We start from the raw sequence: 11,703 nt of genomic DNA, 5'->3' as shown, positions 1-11,703 counted from the left end.
CCCCCAGCCCCCGCGCGCCCGCGGTGCTGGCCATGGCCGCGTCCACCGGAGGCCCCGCCGCGCTCTACCGCATCCTGTCCGACCTGGGCGGACAGGCCACGCCCCCGCCCCCCATCCTGCTGGTGCAGCACATCGCGCTGGGCTTCGGCAACGGCCTGGCCACGTGGCTGGGCACCGCCACGAAGCTGCGCGTGAAGGTGGCCGAGGACGGCGAGCCGCTCACCCCCGGCACCGTGTACCTGGCCCCGGACGACAAGCACCTGGGCGTCACCATGGACCACCGCGCGCAGGTGTCCGGCGCCGCCCCCATCCAGGGCTTCCGCCCTTCCGCCAACTGGCTGTTCCGCGCCGTGGCCCGGGCCTACGGGCAGACGGCCCTGGCCGTGGTGCTCACCGGCATGGGCCAGGACGGCCTGGACGGCATCCGGGACCTCCACCAGGCGGGCGGGAGGGTGATCGCCCAGGACGAGGCGACGTCCGTGGTCTACGGCATGCCCGCCGTGGTGGTGGGCGCCAACCTGGCGCATGAGGTCCTGCCGCTCGGGCAGATCGCCCGCCGGCTGCTGGCGCTCTTCCAGCCCGGGTTGCGCCTTCCCTGAAGTGTTCTCTGAGTGAAACTCATTCTTCGGGGTTCGTGGCCGGAATGACGGTCGTGGGTCGGCGTGTCAATATCGGGTCCAATGGGGCCGCTGTTCGGCCCCATCCCCCCTCATGACTGCTCACACGACTGGTCTGGCCTACGAAGCGGTCTTCGCTGCCATCCCCGACCCTGCCTACCTGCTGGATGGCACGGGCCGGCTGGTGTCGTGCAGCGCCGCGGGTGCCCGGGCGCTCGGGCGCGCGGCGGGAGAGCTGGCGGGGCGGCACTGGAGTGAGCTGGGCCTGCCGCACGAGGCGCTGACGGCGCTGGAGACCGCGCGCGTCCGGGTGGTGACGCTGCGGGAGTCCACCACCGTGGAGGCGCCCTGGCCGGGCGCGCAGGGCGTGCGCCGACACGCGCTGGTGCTCACGCCGCTGGGCACGGACGCGGACGCGTCCCCGGCCGTGCTGGTGACGGCGCGGGCGCTCACGGAAGCCGAGGCCGTCTACTCGCGCGCCCTGGAGCTGGAGCAGGCCGCGCGCGCGGAGGTGGAGACCGCCGAGCGCCGCCGGTCCTTCCTGTACCAGGCGATGACGACGCTGTTCACGCACCCGCCGGACCCGCAGGGCATGTACACGCTGCTCGCGCACCTGGCGGTGCCGGACCTGGCGGACTGGTGTCTGGTGGACGCGCTGGAGCAGGGCCCGTGGGTGGGCCGCGCGGCGGTGGCGTGCCTGGATCCGACGCAGCAGGAGCGCGCCCGGGGCCTGCCCACGCGCACGGAGCTCCGCGAGGACGCGCCGGTGGGCCTCTTGCGCGTGCTGCGCACGGGTGAACCGGAGCTGGTGCCGGCGGTGACGGAGTCGCTCTTGCGCGCGGCGGCGGCGGAGCCCGCGCACCCGGCGATGCTGGAGGCGCTGCAGGCGCGCTCGTACATGATCATCCCGCTGCGCGCGCGCGGCCACACGCTGGGCGCGGTGACGTTCGTGAGCTCCGGCTCCGGTCGCCGCTACGGCCCGGACGACCTGGCGCTGGCGGAGGACCTGTGCCTGCGCGCGAGCCTGGCCATCGACAACGCGCGGCTGGTGGGTGAGTCCCGCCGGGCCGCTCGCGCGCGCGAGGACCTGCTCGCTGTCGTGTCGCACGACCTGAAGAACCCGCTGGGCGTGGTGCAGCTGGGCGCGGCGCTGCTGTTGCGCGGCACCGCGGGCAAGCCGGGCGGCGAGGCGGTGGCGAAGCAGGCCACGCGCATCAACGACGCGGCCGAGCGCATGTCGCGGCTCATCTCCGACCTGCTGGACTGGGGCCGCCTGGAGGCCGGGCACCTGCCGCTGGAGCTGGGCGAGCACACCGCCGTGGCGCTGGCCACCGAGGCGCTGGAGGCCATCCGGCCGCTGGCGGAGGCCAAGGGGCTGCACCTGGAAGCGGACCTGCCCCCGGAAGGCCTGCGCGTGAAGTGCGACCGCAGCCGCGTGCTCCAGGTGATGGGCAACCTGCTGGGCAACGCGGTGAAGTTCACCCCGCCGGGCGGCACGCTGGCGGTGAAGGCGGTGATGCGCGGCGGCGAGGTGTCCTTCGACGTGCGCGACACGGGCAACGGCATCGCGCCGGACGCGCTGCCGCACATCTTCGACCGCTACTGGCAGGCGCGCGACGCGGCTGCCCGCGGCACCGGCCTGGGGCTGGCCATCGCCAAGGGCCTGGTGGAGGCGCACGGCGGCTCCATCCGCGCGGAGAGCATCCTGGGCACCGGCAGCGTCTTCACCTTCACGCTGCCCGTGGCGCACGTGGGCATGGCCGTCGCCGCCCCGCAGGCCGCGGCAGCCGGCGGCATGTCGCGGCCGCGCGACACCTACGAGCACTGACTTCAGCGCCCCTTCCTCCTCGAGGGAGGGGTGAGCACCTGGCGCGCATGCTCCAGGAAGGCGCGCAGCGCGGGTGACACCTGCGCGCGGCTGGGGAAGTAGAGAAAGAGGCCCGGCACGGACGCGGCGTATTCCTCCAGCACGCGGCGCAGCGTGCCCGCCTTCAGCTGCGCCTCCACCTGCGACTCCAGCACGTACGACAGGCCCAGGCCGGCCTCCGCCAGCCCCAGCCAGACGCGCTCGTCGTTGGTGGTGACCGTGCCGCGCACCGGCAGCCGCCACGTGCGCGAGCCCTTCTCCAAATCCCACGGCAGCAACGCGCCCGTGTTGGACGAGCGGTAGGTGAAGCAGTCGTGCCGGAGCAGGTCCTTCGGCTTCAGCGGCGTGCCGTGGCGCTCCAGGTACTCCGGCGCGCCCACCACGATGAAGCGGAACGCGGGCGCGATGCGCACCGCCACCATGTCCCGCTCCAGGTACTCCTCCAGCCGGATGCCCGCGTCGAAGCCCTCCGCGACGATGTCCGCCTTGCGGCTCTCCACCACCAGGTCCAGCTCCACCTGGGGATGGCGCTCGCGGAACGAGGCCAACAGCGGCGTGAGCACGAAGGGCAGCGCGGTGGACGGCAGCGTCAGCCTCAGCGCGCCCGTCAGCGTCCCAGGTCGCGAGGACGCGTCCTTGAGCGCCCCCAGCGCCTGCGCCACGCCCGGCCCGGCCTGCTCCACCAACCGCCGTCCCGCCGCCGTCACCGCCACGCTGCGCGTCGTGCGCGACAACAGCGGCACTCCCAGCCGTTCCTCCAACTGGCGCACCGTGTGGCTCAGCGCGGAGGCGGACACGCCCAGCTCCGCCGCGGCCGCCGCGAAGCTGCGGTGCCGGGCGACGGCGAGGAACTGGTGCAAGGCATTGAGTGGGGTCAGCGCCATTCCTGAGCTTTCTTCAAGAGTCCATCCGGATTCCAGACCTACTCCCGGAAGCGCCCGTCTCCTATCCCTTGCCCTGTCTCGCGAAGGCAGTCCCCTTCCTCAAGCGCGAGCAGGAGTCGTCCCATGGCATCCCCCACCCTCCCCGCCGCTCTTCCCTTGTCCGGCCGCGTCGCCGTCATCACCGGCGCCTCCAGCGGCATTGGCGCCGCCACCGCCCTGCGCCTCGCGCGGGACGGTGCGAGCGTCGCCCTGCTCGCACGCAGCAAGGAGCGGCTGGACGCGCTCGCCACCACCATCACGCAAGGGGGTGGCCGGGCGCTCGCCCTGGGCACCGACGTGGTGGACGCGCGGTCCGTGAAGGAGGCCGCGAAGGCCATCGCGGGCGAGCTGGGCGTCGTGGACCTGGTCCTCAACAACGCCGGGTACATGCGGCCCACGCCGCTGGAGACACACCCCACGGAGGACTGGGAGCGGATGATTGATTTGAACGTGAAGGCCAGCGTGCGCGTCGTGGAGACCTTCGTGGAGCCCCTGCTGGCTGCGGCGAAGGCGGGCGGGCGCTCGGACCTCATCAACGTGTCGTCCGTCGCCGCGCAGGCGGTGTTCCCGAACTTCAACGTCTACGGCGCCACCAAGGCCGCCGTCACCCATCTGTCCCGCCACCTGCGCGCGGAGCTGGGCCCGCGCTTCGTGCGCGTCATGGCCCTGGAGCCGGGGCTGGTGGACACGGCCCTGCACGAGGGCAACACCGACCCGGGCGCGCGGGCCTGGCTGGACAGCGCCCGGAAGTCCCTGACCTGGATGTCGCCCGAGGAGGTCGCGGGCGTCATCGCCTTCGCCACCGCCCTGCCCCGGCACATCAACTTCCAGCAGCTCACCCTCATGCCCACCCAGCAGGCCTGAGCCGCACCCCACGCCTGTTGCCGAGGTGGCCTTCAGCGTGCCATGCAGGCGCCTTATGTCCTTTCTGCATCAGGCGCTGGTGTTCCTGGCCGCCACGGTCGTCGCCGTGCCCCTCTTCAAGAAGCTGGGGCTGGGCTCCGTGCTGGGCTACCTGGCGGCGGGCGCGGCCATCGGGCCGTATGGCGCGGGCCTCATCTCCGACGTGGAGAACATCCTCCACATCGCGGAGCTGGGCGTGGTGCTGCTGCTGTTCGTGATTGGCCTGGAGCTGCAGCCGTCGCGCCTGTGGAACCTGCGCCGCTCCGTGTTCGGCATGGGCGGCGCGCAGGTGGTGCTGACGGGCCTGCTGCTCGCGGTCGTGGGGAAGGTGCTGGGCCTGTCCTGGGGCGCGGCCATCATCGCGGGCTTCGGCCTGTCGCTGTCCTCCACCGCGTTCGCGCTCCAGCTGCTCGCGGAGAAGAACCAGCTCACCACCGAGCACGGCCAGCTCGCCTTCGGCATCCTCCTGTTCCAGGACCTGGCGGTGATTCCCCTCCTGGCCGCGCTGCCGCTGCTGGGCGTGGTGGACACGCCGTCCACGGAGCCCGGGTGGCTGATGGCCGCGAAGGCCGTGGGCGTGGTGGTGCTGGTGGTGCTGGCGGGCCGCTACCTCCTGCGGCCGGTGTTCCGCGCGGTGGCGGGCGTTCACAGCCAGGAGCTGTTCACCGCGACGGCGCTGCTCGTCGTCGTGGGCACCGCGTCGCTGGTCAGCGCGGTGGGGCTGTCCATGGCGCTGGGCGCGTTCCTCGCGGGCGTGCTGCTGTCGGAGTCCGAGTACCGCCACGAGCTGGAGGCGGACATCGAGCCCTTCAAGGGCCTGCTCCTGGGCCTGTTCTTCATCGCCGTGGGCATGTCCGTGAACCTGGCGCTGCTCGCGCGCGAGCCGCTGCGCGTGCTGGCCCTGGTGCTGGGCCTCACCGCCCTCAAGGCGCTGGTGCTGTACGGGCTGGGGCGCGTGGGGCTGCAGAAGCCGGGCTCCGCGGTGAGCCTGGCGGTGGTGATTTCACAGGGCGGTGAGTTCGCCTTCGTCCTCTTCTCCCTGGCGGTGTCCTTCCACGTGATGGACCGCGAGCAGGCGGACCTGCTGGTGCTGGTGGTGGGCCTGTCCATGGTGGTGACGCCCTTCCTGTCCGCCGCGCACGAGCGCTGGGTGGCGCCGCGCTTCCTGAAGAAGGGCCCGCAGCGCGAGTACAACGTGGCCCCGGAAGAGGACCACCCGGTCATCATCGCGGGCATGGGGCGCGTGGGGCAGGTGGTGGCCCGCCTGCTGCGCGCCCGCCGCATCGGGTTCACCGCCATCGACGCGAGCGCGGAGCACATCGACTTCATCCAGCGCTTCGGCAACCAGGTGTTCTACGGCGACGCGTCCCGGCTGGACCTCCTGCGCGCGGCCCGCGCGGAGAAGGCCAGGGTGTTCGTGCTGGCCATCGACGACATGGCCGCGTCCCTGCGCACCGCGCAGATGGTGAAGGAGCACTTCCCGCACCTCACCATCTACGCGCGCGCCCGCAACCGCGAGCACGCGTACCGCCTGCTGGACCTGGGCGTCACCCACCTGGTGCGTGAGACGTTCGACGCGAGCCTCGTCATGGCCGGCGACGTGCTCCAGGAGATGGGCCTCACCTTCGCGGAGGCCCGCCGCTCCGTGGAGCGCTTCCGCGAGCACGACGAGACCCTGATGCTGGAGAGCGCCAAGGTCTTCAAGGACGAGAAGAAGATGATGGAGGTCATCGTCCGCGCCCGCCGCGAGCTGGAGCAGCTGTTCGAGAAGGACGAGGCCGATCAGAAGTCGGTGTGAGGGGGAGGACGACCATGAGCGCCGAAACCACCGGGACGACGGGCCACTCGAAGTCCTCCCGCCTCTACCTGTACGTGCTGGCCGCCATCTTCGCGGGGGGCCTGCTGGGCCACCTCGCGCCGGCCACCGCGGTGAAGCTCAAGCCGCTGGGGGACGCGTTCATCGCGCTGGTGAAGATGCTCATCTCCCCGGTCATCTTCCTGACCGTGGTGCTGGGCGTGGCCAACGTGGCGGACATGAAGAAGGTGGGCCGGGTGGGCGGCAAGGCGCTGCTCTACTTCGAGGTCATCTCCACGTTCGCGCTCATCATCGGCGCGCTGGTGGTGACGGTGCTCAAGCCCGGCTCGGGCTTCAACGTGGACCCTCGCACGCTGGACGCGAGCGCCGTGGCCCGCTTCGCCCAGCAGGCGCATGACCAGTCCACCGCGGGCTTCCTCCTGCACATCATCCCGCGCACCTTCGTGGACGCCTTCACCGGCGAGGGCGACCTGCTCCAGGTGCTGCTGCTGGCGCTGCTGTTCGGCTTCTCGCTGACGGCCATCGGCCCCGTGGCGAAGCCCGTGGTCGTCCTCTTCGAGGCGCTCTCCAAGGCCTTCTTCCACATGATTGGCACGGTGATGAAGCTGGCGCCCATTGGCGCGGGGGCCTCCATGGCCTTCACGCTGGGCGCCTACGGCGTCACCAGCCTGGGGCCGCTGTTGCGCCTCATGGGCTGCTTCTATCTGGCGTGCGTGCTGTTCGTCGTCGGAGTGCTGGGCGTCGTCGCGCGGCTGACGGGCTTCTCCATCCTCAAGTTCCTGCGCTACATCCGCGCGGAGCTGTTCCTGGTGCTGGGCACGTCGTCGTCGGAGTCCGCGCTGGTGCCGCTGATGCAGAAGCTGGAGCGGCTGGGCTGCTCCAAGTCCGTCGTGGGGCTGGTGGTGCCCAGCGGCTACTCGTTCAACCTGGACGGCACCAACATCTACCTGACGATGGCCGCGCTGTTCGTGGCCCAGGCGCTCAACGTGGACCTCACGCTCACGCAGACGGCGACGCTGCTGGGCGTGGCGATGCTCACGTCCAAGGGCGCCTCCGGCGTGACGGGCGCGGGCTTCATCACCCTGGCCGCCACGCTGGCCGTGGTGCCGTCCGTGCCGGTGGCGGGGCTGGCGCTCATCCTGGGCATCGACCGGTTCATGAGCGAAGCGCGAGCGCTCACCAACTTCATTGGCAACGGCGTCGCCAGCATCGTCGTGTCCCGCTGGGAGAACGAGCTGGACCGCGAGCGGCTGCGCGCGGAGCTCAACGGCCAGCCCGTGCCGGAAGCGCCGCCGGCCGACGCGGGAACCCCCGCCTGATCAGGGGTGCGCCACCGCGTCGCGCACCGCGGCCTTCAGCACGTCCAGGTCCACCGGCTTGTCCAGGAGCTGCCGGGCGCCCAGCCGCAGGGCCTCCGCGTGCGTCTCCTCATCCGCGAAGGCGCTGAGCAGCAGCACGGGGCACGCGATGCCCTGGTCACGCAGACGCCCGAGCGCCTCCAGGCCGGTGCGCCCCGGCATGCGCACGTCGCTGACGATGAGGTCCGGCGGGACGAGCGTGCCGCCGTGGCCCTGCATCATCGCCACGTAGTCGCCCAGCTCGTAGCCGTCCTCCACCTCCACCACCGTGTAGCCCGCGCGCCTCAGCGTGCGCACGAGCATCGCGCGCATCGCGTCGTCATCCTCGGCCACCAGGATGCGCGCCGCGGGCGCCGCTTCTTCTTGGGGAGGTGCGTTCGTCATTCGAGTGCGGAGGAGCACGGCGCATGCCACCTGCCTTGCGAGGCCGTGGATCCGTCGTGCCCATGGGGTTGCCGGGGCATCCTGCCCCCGCCGGGGCAATGTGCCCCAGGCATGCATGGCCATCCTGCCTCGCGTTGTCAGCGCGTCACCCGGTGGTGGGGCGGCGGCGCGGGTTGGCATGGCCGATGCTCTAGCCCTTGTCAGCCCCGCACCCCACTTCTCGCGGGCCCTGACACGGAGCCTCTCCATGAAGCGCACTTCCGCCCTCGTCCTCGGTCTGTCCCTGTCCCTCGCCTCCGGCGCCTTCGCCGCCGAGGCCAAGCCCGCCAAGAGCGCGCCCGCCGCCCAGGCGAAGGCCGGCACCAAGGCGAAGAAGACGAAGCAGGGCACCAGCCAGAAGGCCCCCGCCGCTCCGGCCGAAGGCTCGAGCAGCAACTAGTCACACGCCGTCGTGACGCAGCACCCGCGGTACTCGTAGCGTACCTCCCCGGTCCGTGTGTTCCTTCCCCCTCACGCACGAACCGGGGGTTGCCTCTTCCGTGAAGCTCGCTCGTAAATTCACCCTGGCCCTGGTGCTGCTCGCCGTCGCCGTGATGGCCGGATTGCAGGCCTTCCAGGTCAACCGGGAGCTCGCCCGGTCGGAAACCGACACGCAGCACGACCACCGCCTGCTCGGCCACACGCTGGCGGGCTCCATTGGCAAGGCGTGGCAGCTGGCGGGCGAGTCCGAAGCACTCACGCTCCTCAACCAGGCCAACCGCTTCCAGGAGCAGGTGCGGCTGCGTTGGGTATGGCTGGATGGCGGGCCGGGCTCCGGCTTCGCGCCGGCGCTGCCCCCGGCCCTGCTGCTCAGCCTGCGCGCGGGCAATGACGGCTGGATGATGGACGCGTCCACCAGCCCGGGCGTGTTGCGCTCGTACACGCCGGTGTTCCTGGGCCGGCGCATGGGCGCCATTGAAATCACCGAGTCGCTGTCCGAGCAGGAGCAGCACGTGCGCACCACGGTGGTGGGCACCGTCATCGCCACGGCGGCCCTCTCCGTGTTCTTCCTGCTCGCCGCCATGGCCATGGGCCGCCGGCTGGTGGGCCGGCCCGTGGAGCAGCTGGTGCATCTGGCGGGACGGATTGGCGAGGGCGACCTCACCGCGCGCGTGCCCCTGCGGCGCGAGCGCGGCGACGAACTGACGACGCTGGCGGTGGCCATGAACCGGATGGGCGAGCAACTGGAAGAGACGCGGGCGCGGCTGGCGTCGGAGACGGCGGCGCGGCTGGCCACGGTGGAGCACCTGCGCCACGCGGACCGGCTCACCACCGTGGGCAAGCTGGCGTCCGGCGTGGCGCACGAGCTGGGCACGCCGCTCAACGTCGTGATGGGCCGCGCGAAGATGGTGTCCTCCGGCGAGGCGGAGGGCGACGAGGTGAACGAGTGCGCCCGCATCATCTTCCAGCAGGCGCAGCACATGACCGGCATCATCCGGCAGCTGCTGGACTTCGCTCGCCGGCGCACGCCGTCACGCGCGCCGGAGGACCTGTCGCTGCTGGCGGAGCGCACGCTGTCCCTGCTCAAGCCCATGGCCACCAAGCGGAGCGTGACGCTGTCCCAGGAGGTGCCCGCGGGGTTCACCGTGGAGGTGGACGCGGGGCAGTTCCAGCAGGTGCTCACGAACCTGGTGATGAACGGCCTGCACGCGATGCACCGGCCCGGCACCCTGCGGGTGCGCTCGCAGGTCGTGCGCGTCACGCCCCCCGCGGACGTGGGCGGCGCGGAGCAGGACTGGGTGCGGCTGGACGTGGAGGACGAGGGCTCGGGCATCCCGGCGGACGTGCTGCCCCACGTCTTCGAGCCCTTCTTCACCACCAAGGACGTGGGCGAGGGAACAGGGCTGGGACTGTCCGTCTCCTATGGGATGGTGCGGGACCACGGCGGCTGGATTGACGTGAAAAGCGAGCCGGGCCGTGGGAGTTGTTTCTCCATCTACCTGCCGCCGGGGACGCACGCATGCCAGGCCGCATCCTGATTGTCGAAGACGAGCGCGAGATGCGCGCCATGGTGGAGAAGGGCCTCCAGCGCCGGGGCTTCCAGCCCGTGGCCGTGGCCGCCGCGGACGAGGCCCTCCAGCGGCTGTCCGGCGAGGACTTCGACACCGTCCTCACCGACCTGCGCATGCCGGGCATGGACGGCCTGGCGCTGTGCGAGCGCATCGTGCTCAACCGGCCGGACATCCCCGTGGTGGTGGTGACGGCCTTCGGCAGCCTGGAGACGGCGGTGGCCGCCATCCGCGCGGGCGCCTACGACTTCATCACCAAGCCCATCGACCTGGACGCCCTGGTGCTGGTGCTGGAGCGCGCCGTGCAGCACCGCGCCCTGCGCGCGGAGGTGCGACGGCTGCGCGAGGCCCTGGACCAGCGCCAGGACGACGGCGCGCTCGTGGGCGAAAGCCCCGCGCTCAAGCAGGCGTACGCGCTCATCGACCGGGTGGCGGACGTGGACGCCACGGTGCTGATTACCGGTGAGAGCGGCACCGGCAAGGAGGTGGCCGCCAGAGCCCTCCACGCCCGGGGCCGGCGCAAGGAGGGGCCCTTCGTGGCCATCAACTGCGCGGCCATGCCGGAGCAACTGCTGGAGAGCGAGCTGTTCGGCCACGCGAAGGGCGCCTTCACCGACGCGAAGGCGTCGCGCACGGGCCTGTTCGTGAAGGCGAATGGCGGCACGCTGTTCCTGGATGAGGTGGGCGAATTGCCCATGACGCTCCAGCCGAAGCTGTTGCGCGCGTTGCAGGAGCGCGTGGTGCGCCCGGTGGGCGGGGACACGGAGATGCCGTTCGACGCGCGCATCGTCGCGGCGACGAACCGCGACCTGGAGCTGGCGGTGGAGGAGAGCCGCTTCCGCGAGGACCTCTACTACCGGCTCAACGTCATTGGCCTGGAATTGCCCCCGCTGCGCGCGCGCGGCAACGACGTGCTGCTGCTGTCGCAGCGCTTCGTGGAGCAGTTCGCGTCCCGCACGGGCAAGAAGGTGGTGGGACTGTCCCCCGCGGCGGCGCAGCGCCTGCTGGCCTACGGGTGGCCGGGCAACGTGCGCGAGCTGCAGAACTGCATCGAGCGCGCCGTGGCGCTCACGTCCTTCGAGCAGCTCACGGTGGACGACCTGCCGGAGCGCATCCGCAACTACAGCACGCCGCGCGTGGTGCCGGAGAACACGGACGCGTCGGAGCTGGTGACGCTGGAGGAGCTGGAGCGCCGCTACATCCACCGCGTGCTGGAGGCCGTGGGCGGCAGCCGCACGCTCGCCGCGCGCATCCTGGGCGTGGACCGCAAGACGCTGTACCGCAAGCTGGAGCGCGGCGATGCCGAGGCCCGGGAGGCAAAAAAACCCTGACCTGGGAAAAATCCGGGGCCCCGCGGACCCGCCGCCATCCGTTCCGGCCACAACCCTCCGCCATGGCCGCACGGCTGGGGGCCCGGAGGGTGGCGTGCCGCGCGGAAGCCCGTCATCCCTCGGGGTGGGCCCCCGCTTTGCCTTGAGCGGGGTATGGTTCCAGGAGGATGCACTCCGCTCCCGTCCAGACCCCTGTCTTCTGTCGCGTGGCGGACCTCGCGCGCGAAGCAGGCGACAGGTATTTCACTGACCCGTTTCCTACGGGAGGTTTCTCCTTACCCTCGGTAATCCACGAGTCCATGAATCCCGCAACGGGCGGTCAGGACGCCTTCCGCCATCCTGGTTCCGTGTGCTGGCGTTGAAGCCGGGCACGCTCGCGAAGCACGCCGTGTTTTCCACCTGAAGGGACCCCGCTCCCCGTACCCGACGACCCCGCCGATGGCCCACGCTCCCGCC

At 71.6% G+C, this 11,703-nt stretch carries 10 protein-coding genes; 8 read left to right on the top strand and 2 right to left on the bottom strand.

What is annotated here, in order from left to right; all coding sequences use genetic code 11:
- Together D7W79_RS30310 and D7W79_RS30305 are read left to right on the top strand one after the other, a co-directional pair.
- Positions 1-599 (top strand): CheB methylesterase domain-containing protein (locus D7W79_RS30310; protein WP_147442129.1); only part of this gene is annotated, 599 nt, incomplete at its 5' end.
- A 112-nt stretch (positions 600-711) separates the two neighbouring features.
- Positions 712-2,445 carry a sensor histidine kinase gene (locus tag D7W79_RS30305; protein WP_120528858.1) on the top strand — a complete coding sequence of 578 codons (1,734 nt, stop codon included), beginning with the start codon at positions 712-714 and terminating at the stop codon, positions 2,443-2,445.
- Between the two features lie 2 nt (positions 2,446-2,447).
- On the opposite strand, the gene D7W79_RS30300 is transcribed toward D7W79_RS30305, so the two are convergent.
- On the bottom strand, positions 2,448-3,368 hold the full coding sequence (locus D7W79_RS30300) for a LysR family transcriptional regulator (protein WP_120528857.1): 921 nt from the start codon (positions 3,366-3,368) through the stop codon (positions 2,448-2,450).
- 123 nt (positions 3,369-3,491) lie between these two features.
- On the opposite strand from D7W79_RS30300, the gene D7W79_RS30295 reads away from it, so the two are divergent.
- The 3 genes from D7W79_RS30295 to dctA are packed head-to-tail and all read left to right on the top strand — an operon-like array spanning position 3,492 to position 7,445.
- Positions 3,492-4,271, top strand: a complete 780-nt coding sequence (locus tag D7W79_RS30295) for an SDR family oxidoreductase (protein ID WP_120528856.1) — start codon at positions 3,492-3,494, stop codon at positions 4,269-4,271.
- Between the two features lie 55 nt (positions 4,272-4,326).
- On the top strand, positions 4,327-6,108 hold the full coding sequence (locus tag D7W79_RS30290; RefSeq protein ID WP_120528855.1) for a monovalent cation:proton antiporter-2 (CPA2) family protein: 1,782 nt from the start codon (positions 4,327-4,329) through the stop codon (positions 6,106-6,108).
- 14 nt (positions 6,109-6,122) lie between these two features.
- Complete coding sequence (gene dctA, locus D7W79_RS30285; RefSeq protein ID WP_120528854.1) at positions 6,123-7,445, top strand: C4-dicarboxylate transporter DctA; 1,323 nt, start codon at positions 6,123-6,125, stop codon at positions 7,443-7,445.
- Here the strand turns inward: dctA and D7W79_RS30280 are convergent, their stop codons facing one another.
- Positions 7,446-7,868, bottom strand: a complete 423-nt coding sequence (locus D7W79_RS30280) for a response regulator (protein WP_244222056.1) — start codon at positions 7,866-7,868, stop codon at positions 7,446-7,448.
- Positions 7,869-8,115: 247 nt separating this feature from the next.
- On the opposite strand from D7W79_RS30280, the gene D7W79_RS30275 reads away from it, so the two are divergent.
- From D7W79_RS30275 to D7W79_RS30265, 3 genes are all read left to right on the top strand, one after another.
- On the top strand, positions 8,116-8,307 hold the full coding sequence (locus tag D7W79_RS30275) for a hypothetical protein (protein ID WP_120528852.1): 192 nt from the start codon (positions 8,116-8,118) through the stop codon (positions 8,305-8,307).
- Between the two features lie 100 nt (positions 8,308-8,407).
- Positions 8,408-9,886, top strand: a complete 1,479-nt coding sequence (locus tag D7W79_RS30270) for a sensor histidine kinase (protein WP_120528851.1) — start codon at positions 8,408-8,410, stop codon at positions 9,884-9,886.
- A complete protein-coding gene (locus D7W79_RS30265) occupies positions 9,868-11,247 on the top strand; it encodes a sigma-54-dependent transcriptional regulator (protein WP_120528850.1) in 1,380 nt (459 codons plus the stop codon). Before D7W79_RS30270 ends, D7W79_RS30265 begins: the two co-directional genes overlap by 19 nt.
- Positions 11,248-11,703: the final 456 nt, after the last annotated feature.

The organism is Corallococcus exercitus (assembly GCF_003611585.1).
GTDB lineage: Bacteria > Myxococcota > Myxococcia > Myxococcales > Myxococcaceae > Corallococcus > Corallococcus exercitus.
Note: the sequence above shows the minus strand (reverse complement) of the source record. Positions and strands in the feature narration are given on the sequence as shown.

What these genes read in the sequence shown, in the direction of transcription:
- D7W79_RS30305 (WP_120528858.1), top strand. Translation starts at nt 712, where the DNA reads ATGACTGCTCACACGACTGGTCTGGCCTACGAAGCGGTCTTCGCTGCC.
- D7W79_RS30300 (WP_120528857.1), bottom strand. Translation starts at nt 3,368, where the DNA reads ATGGCGCTGACCCCACTCAATGCCTTGCACCAGTTCCTCGCCGTCGCC.
- D7W79_RS30295 (WP_120528856.1), top strand. Translation starts at nt 3,492, where the DNA reads ATGGCATCCCCCACCCTCCCCGCCGCTCTTCCCTTGTCCGGCCGCGTC.
- D7W79_RS30290 (WP_120528855.1), top strand. Translation starts at nt 4,327, where the DNA reads ATGTCCTTTCTGCATCAGGCGCTGGTGTTCCTGGCCGCCACGGTCGTC.
- dctA (WP_120528854.1), top strand. Translation starts at nt 6,123, where the DNA reads ATGAGCGCCGAAACCACCGGGACGACGGGCCACTCGAAGTCCTCCCGC.
- D7W79_RS30280 (WP_244222056.1), bottom strand. Translation starts at nt 7,868, where the DNA reads ATGACGAACGCACCTCCCCAAGAAGAAGCGGCGCCCGCGGCGCGCATC.
- D7W79_RS30275 (WP_120528852.1), top strand. Translation starts at nt 8,116, where the DNA reads ATGAAGCGCACTTCCGCCCTCGTCCTCGGTCTGTCCCTGTCCCTCGCC.
- D7W79_RS30265 (WP_120528850.1), top strand. Translation starts at nt 9,868, where the DNA reads ATGCCAGGCCGCATCCTGATTGTCGAAGACGAGCGCGAGATGCGCGCC.